The 11,935-nt window shown below is 42.7% G+C and carries 15 protein-coding genes; 7 read left to right on the top strand and 8 right to left on the bottom strand.

All coding sequences use genetic code 11. The annotated features are described in order from the left end of the window. Positions 1 to 196 precede the first annotated feature (196 nt). Positions 197 to 1,771, top strand: a complete 1,575-nt coding sequence (locus L1271_RS01830; protein ID WP_010606634.1) for a lytic transglycosylase — start codon at positions 197 to 199, stop codon at positions 1,769 to 1,771. Between the two features lie 230 nt (positions 1,772 to 2,001). Here L1271_RS01830 and L1271_RS01825 read toward each other — a convergent pair whose 3' ends face one another. The 4 genes from L1271_RS01825 to L1271_RS01810 all read right to left on the bottom strand — a co-directional run bounded on the left by L1271_RS01825 (position 2,002) and on the right by L1271_RS01810 (position 3,902). Continuing rightward, entirely contained in the window at positions 2,002 to 2,202 is a 201-nt protein-coding gene (locus L1271_RS01825) for a hypothetical protein (protein ID WP_039496929.1), read from the bottom strand. A 205-nt stretch (positions 2,203 to 2,407) separates the two neighbouring features. Then, a complete protein-coding gene (locus L1271_RS01820) occupies positions 2,408 to 2,851 on the bottom strand; it encodes a flavodoxin (protein WP_010606632.1) in 444 nt (147 codons plus the stop codon). Further along, positions 2,851 to 3,585, bottom strand: coding sequence for a tRNA pseudouridine(65) synthase TruC (truC, locus tag L1271_RS01815; RefSeq protein ID WP_102057217.1), 735 nt, complete (start codon positions 3,583 to 3,585; stop codon positions 2,851 to 2,853). Before truC ends, L1271_RS01820 begins: the two co-directional genes overlap by 1 nt. Next, entirely contained in the window at positions 3,585 to 3,902 is a 318-nt protein-coding gene (locus tag L1271_RS01810; RefSeq protein ID WP_010370929.1) for a YqcC family protein, read from the bottom strand. The genes truC and L1271_RS01810 overlap by 1 nt, the downstream gene beginning before the upstream one ends. Positions 3,903 to 4,060: 158 nt before the next feature. On the opposite strand from L1271_RS01810, the gene L1271_RS01805 reads away from it, so the two are divergent. Together L1271_RS01805 and L1271_RS01800 are read left to right on the top strand one after the other, a co-directional pair. Next, a complete protein-coding gene (locus L1271_RS01805; RefSeq protein WP_010606630.1) occupies positions 4,061 to 5,089 on the top strand; it encodes a DUF3549 family protein in 1,029 nt (342 codons plus the stop codon). Continuing rightward, positions 5,090 to 5,395: a DUF3301 domain-containing protein gene (locus tag L1271_RS01800; RefSeq protein WP_235366639.1), complete on the top strand. Its 306-nt coding sequence runs from the start codon at positions 5,090 to 5,092 to the stop codon at positions 5,393 to 5,395. Between the two features lie 78 nt (positions 5,396 to 5,473). Here L1271_RS01800 and L1271_RS01795 read toward each other — a convergent pair whose 3' ends face one another. Both L1271_RS01795 and L1271_RS01790 read right to left on the bottom strand, forming a co-directional pair. Beyond that, positions 5,474 to 5,821: a DUF805 domain-containing protein gene (locus tag L1271_RS01795; RefSeq protein WP_102057220.1), complete on the bottom strand. Its 348-nt coding sequence runs from the start codon at positions 5,819 to 5,821 to the stop codon at positions 5,474 to 5,476. Between the two features lie 1,143 nt (positions 5,822 to 6,964). Continuing rightward, the gene (locus tag L1271_RS01790; protein ID WP_010606625.1) at positions 6,965 to 7,597 is read right to left on the bottom strand and encodes a GNAT family N-acetyltransferase; all 633 of its coding nucleotides are present in this window, start codon (positions 7,595 to 7,597) and stop codon (positions 6,965 to 6,967) included. 276 nt (positions 7,598 to 7,873) lie between these two features. Here L1271_RS01790 and L1271_RS01785 point away from each other — a divergent pair, with 276 nt between their 5' ends. The 3 genes from L1271_RS01785 to L1271_RS01775 all read left to right on the top strand — a co-directional run bounded on the left by L1271_RS01785 (position 7,874) and on the right by L1271_RS01775 (position 9,206). Next, the gene (locus L1271_RS01785) at positions 7,874 to 8,101 is read left to right on the top strand and encodes a DUF2789 domain-containing protein (protein ID WP_010370914.1); all 228 of its coding nucleotides are present in this window, start codon (positions 7,874 to 7,876) and stop codon (positions 8,099 to 8,101) included. A gap of 71 nt (positions 8,102 to 8,172) precedes the next feature. Next, on the top strand, positions 8,173 to 8,433 hold the full coding sequence (locus L1271_RS01780; protein WP_227386968.1) for a hypothetical protein: 261 nt from the start codon (positions 8,173 to 8,175) through the stop codon (positions 8,431 to 8,433). Next, positions 8,433 to 9,206 carry a Zn-ribbon-containing protein gene (locus L1271_RS01775; protein WP_235366638.1) on the top strand — a complete coding sequence of 258 codons (774 nt, stop codon included), beginning with the start codon at positions 8,433 to 8,435 and terminating at the stop codon, positions 9,204 to 9,206. Before L1271_RS01780 ends, L1271_RS01775 begins: the two co-directional genes overlap by 1 nt. Positions 9,207 to 9,234: 28 nt before the next feature. On the opposite strand, the gene syd is transcribed toward L1271_RS01775, so the two are convergent. After that, on the bottom strand, positions 9,235 to 9,786 hold the full coding sequence (gene syd / locus L1271_RS01770) for a SecY-interacting protein (protein WP_235366637.1): 552 nt from the start codon (positions 9,784 to 9,786) through the stop codon (positions 9,235 to 9,237). A 127-nt stretch (positions 9,787 to 9,913) separates the two neighbouring features. On the opposite strand from syd, the gene queF reads away from it, so the two are divergent. After that, positions 9,914 to 10,759 (top strand): NADPH-dependent 7-cyano-7-deazaguanine reductase QueF, encoded by an 846-nt coding sequence (gene queF, locus L1271_RS01765; protein WP_102057224.1) that lies wholly within the window; start codon positions 9,914 to 9,916, stop codon positions 10,757 to 10,759. Between the two features lie 307 nt (positions 10,760 to 11,066). On the opposite strand, the gene L1271_RS01760 is transcribed toward queF, so the two are convergent. Beyond that, positions 11,067 to 11,933, bottom strand: coding sequence for a peptidylprolyl isomerase (locus L1271_RS01760; protein ID WP_235366636.1), 867 nt, complete (start codon positions 11,931 to 11,933; stop codon positions 11,067 to 11,069). Positions 11,934 to 11,935 lie beyond the last annotated feature (2 nt).

The raw sequence follows: 11,935 nt of genomic DNA, 5'->3' as shown, positions 1-11,935 counted from the left end.
AATGACGCTTTTTTGGCGGACTTACATGGGAAGTATTGAATAAATTATCCATTTTCTTTGCAATACCCCCAAAGATAAGCATTTCTAACGATTTTTAGGAAGTCGAAATAAAATAATAAAGAAGCTTTAAATGCTGATACAAACTCGGTAATATTGCCGAGTTTTTGTCCGAACCCCCAAGCAAAAGAACGCATTTATGAAAAAGCTCGCTTTTATTGTTGCTTCATTAGCAATATTAAGTGGTTGTGAAATCACGCAAGAAACACCATTGGAAACTGCAACTGAACAAGTGAAGCAGGCCAACTTAGATCACGCGAGCCCTTATGATATCTCTCAAACACTCAGTACCTCATGGCAAGACGAAGATGAAGAGGCTGTGCCTGTATTTGACGACGTATGGGAGCGGATCCGTTATCAGTTATCTATCGAAGTACCACAAAATAGACCTGTGGTAGCCGAACGTAATTACTATCAACGTCACCAAGCCTATTTAGACCGTATCGCAAAACGTGCAGAACCTTACCTCTACTACATTGTTGAAGAAGTAGAAAAGCGCAATATGCCGGTAGAAATCGCGTTGTTACCTATTGTGGAAAGCGCATTCGATCCATTTGGCTATTCACACCGCACCGCTTCCGGTATTTGGCAATTTATGCCTCAAACCGGTGAACGCTTTAACCTCAAACAAAATTGGTGGTATGACGGCCGTCGCGATATTATTGCATCAACGCAGGCTGCATTAGATTACCTCACCTATCTCCATAAAACACTGGAAGGCGATTGGTTAAACGCAATTGCCGCTTACAATTCAGGTGAAGGTCGATTGCTCAGAGCAATCCGAAAAAATCGTAAAAAGCATTTGCCTACCGATTTTTGGTCTCTCGATTTACCTCGCGAAACCACCGCGTATGTGCCTAAATTACTTGCCTTATCCGACCTCTTAAAACGTTCAGATGAGTTTAAGGTCGCGTGGCAACCTATAATCAATGCCCAAGTTGTTGATACCGTTGAGGTAGGGTCACAAATTGATTTAGCGTTTGCCGCTGAAATGGCCGATATTTCTTTAACTGAACTCTATCGCTTAAATCCAGGTTTTAATCGTTGGGCCACCGATCCAGATGGCCCACACCAGTTATTATTACCCATGGAAAAAGTTGACGCTTTTCAAGAGAAATTAGCTAAAACTGAAGTAAAAGATCGACTTCGTTGGCAATATTATACAGTGCAAAAAGGAGATAGCCTGTCGGTCGTTGCGACTAAGTTTAATACTAGTATCGGCGCCATTCGCTCACTCAATAGCATCGATGGCAATATGATCCGTGTTGGCCAGAAGTTATTGGTGCCACTCAGTGATGGCGAATTGCAAAGTGAGCATTTACCACCAGAAGTGCGCCTTGCCGCCAACAAAGTAACTAAGAAAAAACTCAGCCACACAGTAAAATCAGGTGATACATTGTGGGATATCAGCCGCGAATATGATGTTACCGTTAAGCAATTAGCTAGCTGGAATAAGTTAAAAACCAATGCCGTTTTGCGCCTTGGACAAAAGCTTACTGTCTTTAAAGATGAAAAAGCAGCAAATCAAACCGTCCTCGTCAACACCGAGCGCACAATCACTTACAAAGTGCGTAAAGGCGACTCATTGGCACGTATCGCCACTAAATTTAACGTTAGCGTGAATGAAATCGTCAAATGGAACAACCTGACTGGACAGAAGTACCTGCAGCCAGGTCAAAAGTTAAAACTGAAAGTTCAGACGAAACGTGTTTAGCGCTAAGGTATAGAGTTCAAAAATAAAAATCCAATATCAGTGATGATATTGGATTTTTACATATTAAAGCAGCTCTTTTGACTCACTTTTCCTTAAAAATTACGACAGTACTATCGTTTAAATACACAGTTTTTCAATGTCGCTTACAGCTGATTTAAACCAAAAAATTTGGTTAGACTTCAATGCTGATTAGTATTATCTAAAGAAAGTTTCATAAAGAACTGATATCGTTAATACATTATTGGTGTACCACCAATCCTCCTGCAAATTCTCGATGCGTTATCCGCGTCTCGATAATCAGTAAAAGAGTCAGCCCATAACAACTCACCATTTTTGTAACATTCAAGGTAAATTTCTTCGAATGCGGTAGCATTAGACGACATAGCGGTGGCGAAAATAGCAGATACAGCAAATAGAATCGGTTTAATCATTATTTTTTCCTTTTCATTATTTTGAACTTTATAATATCGGTCACTTTTCATACAACCAAGACTAATGTCACACAACGTAACCAGAATGTAAATATTTATATTTTCTCGTTACTATAACTATGCTGATGAGTTTGCTATTTGAGCTGGCAACGCGGCCTATTAAGCCGCGTAAATTGAAAGGTAATGCTTGAACAGAAGATAAAACCTAAAGGTTTTTTGCCAATGATTGAAGCCAAGCCTCTGCCGGCTCCCAAGGCTCAAAATATTCACACGCATCGATGTCTAAACGCGGTTGTGCTCGAGTGGCGTTCAACTCTTCAATCAGGGCATCAATTTGCTTTCCAGCACCACAATAAGTATCGCCATAACTAGAATCCCCCAATGCGATGACCGCTACTTTCTTGCCCGTTAGCATCGGAAATTCGCTTTGCATTTGCAAAAACAAAGGCAGCAAGTTATCGGGAATATCACCAGATCCGGTAGTAGAAGAAATAAATAAAATGTTTTCAGCTTGCGTTACATCAACGATGGAAGCAGGCTCAATAACACTTGCCTCATGACCCGATTTATTCAAAAACTCAGCACTGTCGTTTGCCAAGTTTTCAGCATTGCCGTACATACTTCCCACAAAAATGGAAACTTTTGCCATTATTTATAATCCTTCTCGTTGTCTGACCAGCCGAGCTGAGCGAAGACAGCCAATGCTTCTTCTCCCAAATCCGCGGTAATTGAAATCGTCGTGTTGGTATAAGGATGTACAAATTCCAATTTAGTTGCAAATAACATCAACCGACGTAAGCCAAAATGATCGACAAAAAAGTGGTTGTGTTTATTATCACCGTGATTGACATCACCAATAATCGGATGTGCTAAATAGTTAAGGTGGCGCCTGATTTGGTGTTTTCTACCCGTTTTAGGAAAACACTCCACCAATGAGTAGCGAATACTTGGATACTTACCAAAAGGAATTGGCAAGCTACCCTGCAATAAACAATTTATCTGTGTTTGCGCCTCCTGCGGAGCTTTATCCTGACAGGCAAACTTATCAGCAATTTTATCAAGTTCTTCTTTGAGTGGTCTGTCGATGAATCTAGATTCCGGAGCAAATCCGCGAACAAGCGCTAAATAGCGTTTTTGAATATTACCGCTAATAAAGATTTCATTCATGTCTCGCGCGGCCTCAGAGCTTAGTGCAAACAGTAGCACGCCTGACGTTGGCCTATCTAAACGGTGAACGGGGAAAACATGTTGACCAAGTTGATCACGTAGCATTTGCATCGCAAATTGTGTTTCTCGCTTATCCAAAAATGAGCGATGAACCAACAACCCTGACGGCTTATTTATCGCAACATAATGTGCATCTTGATATAAAATCTCAAGCATTACGCGCTCTTTGCAATTGTATTATCGAGGTTTTTTAAGCACTGATGCACCGCATTAAAATAAAGATGTTCACTCAGCACCATTTCAGCCATTGGCGCAATCGCCATATTTTCCGGTAATGCTTCACCACTTTCTACCATTGTTCGCATTTTGCCCAAGAATACAAATTGCAACCACTGCGCGAAGGTCATCGTATCGCAGCAAAATGGCTCCGTAGAGGTAAGTGCCTTAGCCGAAATTGGCTCGTCTTGCCAAAGACCCGTCGCCTTTAAACAAGTCTCAAGTTCGTCTAACTGAATCAATAATTCCGAGTTCATCGGTCCTGTCTCTTTCTCAATTTTTTACATTATAGCAATTTGCATTATTTAGGAGCTAGCCAATTCTCTCAAGTGCACCTTTTTCATAGGCTTATCAGCGCTCCCAAAAGTAGCTATAATTGCCGCTATTGAAAATATAAGTAACATATAGAGCATTCATGACAGCGCAAATTTCAACTTTAGGTGAATTACTAACAAACGCCGGAACGCAGTGGCGGGCCTATGATCTGGGTCGACGTATCACAAAAATAGATAAGAAGCAGTTTGCGCAAATCGAGAGTACTCAAGTCCCTTATCCTTACCCGCTTGGCGGCCATGCCATCATGGCGATTCAATTTTGGGATAATGAGGCGACCGCTGATCCTTATGTGTGGTTTTTAAAGTTTCCACTGGATGAGCAAAGCAAGCTCATTATCGCCAGCCGTGACCACTTTGCCTCCATGGTACTCGAAGCATTAGGTACTCAACTCACGGGCGAAGCCGCTCAAGGGAAACTTGATAACAACCCTTATGTCTTCACGCCAAACGCGAACAAACTCGCGGCATTCAATGCGCTATTAAAGCGTGAGCTTAATCGCCCGGCTTCTCAATATTACGAGCACGCCGAACTCTATTTTTCTGGCAAGCTTGGGTTTGAACGCTGGCAAGAAATAGCGCTACAAGGTATTGCAGACTTTGCCCTACGTCTAGACCATGGTCATAACGCGAGCAACCTGCAACAGGCGTGGTCTTTTTTGCCAGCAGAAGTTAAGACACCATTAGCTGCAATGCTTGAACACGTTACGGTCTCAACATCACAAACCGAAGACTTTTTAGCCGCTTTAAACCGCGCATGCCAACAGCAAAATAAGGACGCCGTAGTCACCAATTTGCGTGCAATGTCGGGAAGTCACGCGCTTGGTCTCATCGCACATGCAGTAGACGCCATTTTAGCATCTGAGTTGGGATCAGATGCCGATTGCTTACTCACTATTGCAGGGCGTGCTTGGGAGACACTAACCGACCAGCAAAGGCTTTTTATCTATATGGAAAAAGCCGCTGAGAATAATCAAATCGATGGACTTTTCGGCAGTATTTTCGCAGACTTAGTTGCAATACCTATGTTACGCCCACATGTTTTAGGGATTATTAGAGCAGAAAATCGCAGTGAAACTCTGTCTCGTGCAATTGGAAGGTTATTTTCTTAAATGACAACACTTTGGCTTTTTATCATCGTATCATCTGGTATCGCGCTATTTTGGTATAGCCGCCAGATCGCAGAAGCGGCAAATAGACATGCACAACATCAAACTGAAAGTTTGCAAGTGCAACTGTTAAGTGTTGCCTGTATTAAGCGCCGTTTCGGGGTATTAAAGGACGGTAAGCTTGGAATAAAAAGCCAATTTATGTTTGAGTTTAGTTCAGATGGCGAGTCAGCCTATCAAGGTAAGCTTTACTTAGAAAATGAACGATTAGTCAAAAAAGAATTGCCCGCTTATAAAATCGCAAGTTAATCCGATGGGTGCGAAAGTAGGCACTTAAATTCATATAAATACAAGTGCCTGCTCTGAATTTATAATAGTACAACTATTTTAAACATACCCTTTGACGCTTGGCCCGTAGTCGTTTTCACCAACCTCACTATCCATGGTGGTGAAATATATAATCACTAATAAACCGACGATAGGCACAAAGCTCACTAGAAGCCACCAGCCCGAGCGTCCAGTGTCGTGAAGACGACGAATAGATACTGCAACTATCGGTACTAGAACCACCAAATAATAGATACCTGTCAAAAACAGAGTGCCAAAAAGCCCGTCGACAATACCAATTGCAAAGCCTATCAACGCATTTATTAAGATAAACATCCAGTATTCTTTGCGTCTTGAACGTCCACTAAAATCGGAATATCTTTTTAATACTGTTAGATACCATTCCATTTCTTTTTCCTTAACTATTGCGCCAACATCGCGCACTAAAAAACAATACCAATTCGCTTAATTAAGTGATCTATTTTGAGGCGGGAGAATCTTAGCGATAACACCACTACCGCGTCCTGCTATCGCCAAGGTACCTACATCCATGCAGGCAAGGCAAGGCAAGGCAAGGCAAGGCAAAAATTTTGCTATTTAGTTGTTCTAAATGAGAAATTTTTAACGCGGTTAGCGTCAGATTTGCTCCTTAAAATTGAGCAAGTATTAAGACTAATCAGTATAAGACTAAAATGAGAGTGGAATAATCTAGCAAGGAGATCGAAAGATAAGAATGAAACTGCAAGCGGAGAGTTTTGAGAACTTCAACTAAGTTACTAGGAAAATATACATCAAATTTACAACCGTCAAAAAAAACTAAGGCGCTAGCCTATCTGCTGCGCCTCAATCCTGACGATTATCCCACGAGGTATCCAATTCCTCTGCTTTACAACCCAAAAGCCATCCGCCAATTCTTCTTCCCCTGAACGGGTATGTACTCCGACCTACCCGAATCCCATCCTTGTGTCATCCATTAGCACTTCCAATGCATCTCCATTTTAGCCACCTTGGCCTCCTCTTCGCTTCCCGCGCTCCAATGCCACCTTGGCTCCGCTTCACATAATCCCTATGTGTTCCCTATACATTGTTACGTCCAGTGTAACCCATCCACTTCGCAATCATCCAGATTGCGCTCCCTCATCCTAGAGCCTTGCTCGTCCTTATCTGCTCTTCCTTGCTCCACTACGCTTCCCGCGCTCCTTGACACTCCATGTGTCTCCTTATCCCTAGTGAAGCTCCGCTTCACACTCGCTTCCTCGAGTTCCTGATCTTCCTTGCCCTATGCAATACATCCTTCTCTTGTTGTCAAATTCCTTATCCTTTGACGCTGAGCTCCTGCTCTTGTGTTTCCTTACATTGTTAAGTTTACGGGGATTGAGCACTTTTGTTAGATAGCTCCGAACAATCTTTTTGCTGTCATTTAAAAGAAAAACAAAGTAACTTCTTTAAAAACAGAAGGGTAACTAAAAATCACACTACAAATTCGGTACTACAAAGCGCCTTAACCCACATTCTCGTACGAGATCTCTTACATGGTAATTTCCATTGTTGCTATTTGCTCTTAAATAGTAATGTGCCCTCTACTGAGCTAAACGCCATCTTTTGCAGAACTTGATAACCGTGACCCGCAAAAAACTGCGCTTGTTCTGGCTTAGTAATAAATACTGCCATCCCTTTCGTTTCTTCACTTTGTGCAATTAAATCATCCAACGCAGTGAGTAAATAGTGGCCATAGCCAAGCCCTTGAACATGTGGGTCAACGGCAATTAGAGATAAAAAGTGACACGGCTCTTGCGTTTGCAACGCTTGTCTAATCGACTTTTCTTTATCGATAAGCTGCTGCGTTTGCAAATATCCCGCACTCATCATGAGTCGTAATCGCCAATGCCACTGCCGATTTGCGTCCAATTCATCGCCATTTGCAATAACGCATGCTACCGCGACCAATCTATCTTGATGATATAACCCCACCATCGGCTGCCCCGTTTGACCAAATGCCGACAGCTCTTCTCGTATTAAGGCTCTGAGTTTTTTTTCAAAAATTGCTTCTTGTTTTGCCTCCAATACCTGCTTGAGTAACGGATCATCATGGTAAGCCTGATACAACACACTCGCGGCTACGTTGATATCTTCTGGATTCAAATATCTAACGATTAATTCATGTTGAGAAGTTTCTACTGACATCATGGTTCCTTATTGTTATTGCCCCAAGCTTCTGATAATCATGCCGAAATACTACTTAATATCAAAACCTCAGAATTTTTTCTGTGTACTTTAATAATGTACGGCTACTCGCTAGTGATAGATATTGATACAAGTCACAATTTATTCAGTCGTGGACAGGTATATTTATCCTCGCATTAGTCATTATGGTTTTTATCGATGATGACTTGCTAAAGGTTTTACAACCACCTTTACTATAGTTAGTGAGTAAAATTCAAGCAAACGAGGGAGAACGAAATGGATACTAGTCGCCACACTATGAGTACTTTATTTGCCCAACTTGGGCTCGACAACAATCCCAAGGCAATCGAAGGGTTTGTCAAACAACATCGCCTTCCTGACGATATGCTGTTAAGCCAAGCACCATTTTGGAATGAAGGGCAACGTCACTTTATTGAAGAATCGCTAAAAGAAGACGCCGATTGGAGTGAAATCATTGACGAACTAGATGCGATGTTAAGATAGCTAAAGCAATCGCTCCTTACGTAACTTGGTGCTATGATCCACTCCTATGATTAAGGCGTTTAGGAACCTCTATGCATCCTGCCGTTGCCAGAGCTATCAAAAAATTAGTCGATAGTGGGAAGACTCCAACTGTCGCGCTAACAAAAAGCAAATTAACTCAAAGCGTCGCAATGCCAGACGTTATCTCAGGCATTGCTGCGTACAAACAAGACCCTACCTGTATTGAGCACTATCAAGAGGTTGAAGAGGTCGTCAAAGCAAGTTCACAAAGCCAATTAGATAGAATTGAAGCTAAGCTTGATAAGCTCATTGCCTTATTGGAGAAGTCGTAGTGTTTGTTGTCGACTTAACTTTTGATTGCTATGAGGAAACCACCTTAGATGCTGCCGAGCAGGCCATTAACCGTGTGGTCAATGCGCTTCGCTTTAATGGTCAAATCATTGGTGACGAATTTCCAACTGTACTTAAAGATGGCTATTTCGTTACTCGTGTGATGTGTCCAGAAGAAGACGCTTTGCATCCATTAAACCATAGTCCTTTTGTGAAGTTTGCAATTGACCAGCTACAGCAATCAGGCTTGCTTGCACCTAAGGTCAAAGTTTTTGGGCAAGATATACATGCCAACAGCGCTGATACCTGTCATGAACCGTCAAGCTACATTCTCTACACCACATACGTACACACTTGTAGTCCTCTGTATTGTGGCGACGACTTTTTACCAGTACCTTTATATAAAATCCCAGCTATTGCCAACGGTGATTACAAAGCACTGATCAAATGGAAAGAAGATTGGCAAGCCTGCGATCAAATACAGATCAATGGTGCGACTCGCTGCGAATTTGCTGCACTGGAGGAAATTTCCAGTACGGGTAGTGATTTGTTTAGACGTGGCATGGATTTGAGCAAACGTATTCGCTATCTCACGAAAAAACCGGTTTACTATTATCTGTATCGTGTTGGCGGCGAAAACCTCGCCACAGAAAAAGCAAGAAAATGCCCAAGCTGTCAGGGAGACTGGTTACTCGAGGAGCCTTGGTTCGGCCTTTTCGACTTTCGCTGCGAAACTTGCCAATTGGTCTCGAATATTTCGTGGGACTTTCAATAAGGAGCGCAAGCTCCTTGATACCAACTAGCTATATTGGATAGTTGACTGTCAGTTTTTCTACAAACTCCGCGATAGAATCAGCCAAAACATGATGCTGTTTCTTACCGACAAACTCTAACCCAACTTGACCCGTAGCGACATCGACCGACACCAATAAGTCGTCTGCTTCTGTTAAGCCAATAAATACGGTTTCAGGTTGTTTGAGCCTGCGCTTCATTAAAATATGGCCGGTGATATTTTGCTGCAAGCGCTCGAAGTCATCTTCGTTCCATGCTTGCAGTAGCTCAATTTGCTTACCCTCAATAAATGCCACGATATTGCCAGCAAAGAAATCACCATACAGTCCGTTCAATCCCTCAGGAAATTGTGTTTCCAACGCTCTGGCTAAATCATTTAGATGTCCCGCTGGCGAGCGCGCTACCGCTAGCCATTTTATCTCGTTAAGCTTGTTCGGTTCACCCTGCTCACATGGGCTCGGCCAACTTTCATCATGCTCGGTACTCGGTAAATCTTTGAAGGTCTGTTGATGATAGTCTGCATAGGCTTGATGCAAGCGCGCCATATTTACGGGCTGAGTCATATATAAAGCTCTCTTTATTTTTCTCACCTCGGGCTGAATACTTGTTTCGTGTAATTAAGCAAATTGCTATTAATCCCGAGGTGAACATTCGTTATAATGACCGCATTGTAACGAGATTTGAATTAACATGACAGACTACAGTAATTCGCCAGAGCTGCAATCTTCTGTGCTTGGTAAAACCACAGAATATGCCAGTGTTTATACTCCAAGCCTGCTACACCCCATTGCACGTAAACTCAATCGTGACCAAATCAATGTTGATGAGTCCGCTTTACCATTCAAAGGTGAAGATACTTGGACAGGCTACGAATTGTCTTGGCTCAATAACAAAGGTAAGCCTCAAGTTGCGGTTGCCACTTTTGTGTTTCCTTGCCAAAGCTCGCATATCATTGAGTCAAAATCGTTCAAACTTTACTTGAATAGCTTTAACCAAAGTCGCTTTGATACGATGGAAACCGTGCGCCAAACGCTAGCTGCGGATCTTTCCACGGCATCAAATAGCCAAGTTAGCGTGACTTTATTTGGCGCAGACGAATTCGATTGTATTCCTTTCTCACGTCTCCCTGGTGAGTGTATCGACGAGCTGGATATTGAAGTTGATAGCTACACACCAAATAGTAACTTACTACAACTTGCCTCTGAGGATGTGGTCGACGAGACGCTTCACAGCCACTTACTCAAGTCAAATTGCTTGATCACCTCACAGCCAGACTGGGCAAGCGTGGTGATAAGTTACCGTGGTAAGCAAATCGACCGAGAAGCGCTGCTTAAGTACCTAATCTCATTCCGTGACCACAACGAGTTCCATGAGCAATGTGTGGAGCGCATTTACTGCGAGCTTTGGCGCACCTTTAACCCTGAAAAATTATCGGTTTATGCACGCTATACTCGCCGTGGCGGGTTAGATATCAATCCATATCGTTCGAGTGAACAAGATCAGACTCCGTATACGGTAAGAACTAACCGACAGTAAAACGTAAAAAAGCCATGTTCTCACATGGCTTGGCTTTTTATCACATCTAAGTATTGCTATTTAACCTGAGGTTTGGATAAGGAATGTTCCAACTCATTGTTGCTAAAGCAAAACTTAGTTTTTTCCTTGTCTAGCCAGAGAGTTTTAGGGAAAACACCGCTTCCGCGTCCTGCTCTCGCTAAGGTACCTACATCCTGTAGGCAAGGCGAATTTACGCACCAATAGCTGGCTATTGGAAGTGAATTCAACGCAGTTAGCGCTAAAACTAGCTGCTAGAAAGGCATTAATTATCCGCAGCTCAGGTTATTTATTCCCCTGTCGTGTCTTCCATTTCAACAGGGACGGGGACCGAACATATATCGGTGTGATTTGGCGTATCAACAAACCAATCTCCCGCTCTATTTTTACGTGCAGCAATTAGCGACTCAAAAACCGGCGTATTTGTCTTTAGCCTTTTAAAAGAAGGTGCACCTTTTACATCAGCAAGTACCGTAACGCCTTTGATAACATTATACGCTTGCCCAGCAACTGGTTTACGATCTAGATGCTGAACATGCTCCATTCCCGATAACAGCTGCCCAAACACGGTGGTGTTTTTGTCTAGGTACCGCTGCGGCGTCAACGTGATGTAAAACTCGGTACCACCACTATTAACATCGTTGGTTCTGGCCATGGCAAACGAACCAACGCAGTGTGTCATCCAGGTTTTAGTTCCAGCTTCATTTTGTCCTACGGCAAAACCATTTAAAAACCCGGTACGCGGCGCGTAGCCGTCTACAGCAGCAAGAGGTGTGATCTTCAAGGTTGATTCTGTGCTATGAAAAAACTCAGCGGCAATCGCTTCTTTTCCTTTTTGCGGCATTTTATTGTCCGACATATCGCCGCCTTGGGCCACAAAGTTTTCCACGAACCGATACATACTCAAGTTTGTGTAAAACCCCTCTCGCGCTAACGCTTTAATATTTGCCACATGATTGGGCGCAAGTTCAGGGTTAAGCGCGATATAGACCGATCCTGTTTGTAATTCTATTTTAAGAATATTTTCAGGGTCCAGCTGCTGCCAGTCGCTGCTTTTGGCCTCAGCAACGACTTCCGATGGTGACTTTGTATAAGGTTTTGCAAAGACAAGAGATGAACTTATGCCAAGCGCAATAAGTAGTAAGGTTTTTTTCATTA

This window comes from Pseudoalteromonas sp. OF5H-5, assembly GCF_021530695.1.
Taxonomy (GTDB): Bacteria; Pseudomonadota; Gammaproteobacteria; order Enterobacterales; family Alteromonadaceae; genus Pseudoalteromonas.
The sequence above is the reverse complement of the archived record's forward strand: the minus strand, read 5'-3'. Positions and strand labels throughout refer to the sequence as shown.

What these genes read in the sequence shown, in the direction of transcription:
- L1271_RS01830 (WP_010606634.1), top strand. Translation starts at nt 197, where the DNA reads ATGAAAAAGCTCGCTTTTATTGTTGCTTCATTAGCAATATTAAGTGGT.
- L1271_RS01825 (WP_039496929.1), bottom strand. Translation starts at nt 2,202, where the DNA reads ATGATTAAACCGATTCTATTTGCTGTATCTGCTATTTTCGCCACCGCT.
- L1271_RS01820 (WP_010606632.1), bottom strand. Translation starts at nt 2,851, where the DNA reads ATGGCAAAAGTTTCCATTTTTGTGGGAAGTATGTACGGCAATGCTGAA.
- truC (WP_102057217.1), bottom strand. Translation starts at nt 3,585, where the DNA reads ATGCTTGAGATTTTATATCAAGATGCACATTATGTTGCGATAAATAAG.
- L1271_RS01810 (WP_010370929.1), bottom strand. Translation starts at nt 3,902, where the DNA reads ATGAACTCGGAATTATTGATTCAGTTAGACGAACTTGAGACTTGTTTA.
- L1271_RS01805 (WP_010606630.1), top strand. Translation starts at nt 4,061, where the DNA reads ATGACAGCGCAAATTTCAACTTTAGGTGAATTACTAACAAACGCCGGA.
- L1271_RS01800 (WP_235366639.1), top strand. Translation starts at nt 5,090, where the DNA reads ATGACAACACTTTGGCTTTTTATCATCGTATCATCTGGTATCGCGCTA.
- L1271_RS01795 (WP_102057220.1), bottom strand. Translation starts at nt 5,821, where the DNA reads ATGGAATGGTATCTAACAGTATTAAAAAGATATTCCGATTTTAGTGGA.
- L1271_RS01790 (WP_010606625.1), bottom strand. Translation starts at nt 7,597, where the DNA reads ATGTCAGTAGAAACTTCTCAACATGAATTAATCGTTAGATATTTGAAT.
- L1271_RS01785 (WP_010370914.1), top strand. Translation starts at nt 7,874, where the DNA reads ATGGATACTAGTCGCCACACTATGAGTACTTTATTTGCCCAACTTGGG.
- L1271_RS01780 (WP_227386968.1), top strand. Translation starts at nt 8,173, where the DNA reads ATGCATCCTGCCGTTGCCAGAGCTATCAAAAAATTAGTCGATAGTGGG.
- syd (WP_235366637.1), bottom strand. Translation starts at nt 9,786, where the DNA reads ATGACTCAGCCCGTAAATATGGCGCGCTTGCATCAAGCCTATGCAGAC.
- queF (WP_102057224.1), top strand. Translation starts at nt 9,914, where the DNA reads ATGACAGACTACAGTAATTCGCCAGAGCTGCAATCTTCTGTGCTTGGT.
- L1271_RS01760 (WP_235366636.1), bottom strand. Translation starts at nt 11,933, where the DNA reads ATGAAAAAAACCTTACTACTTATTGCGCTTGGCATAAGTTCATCTCTT.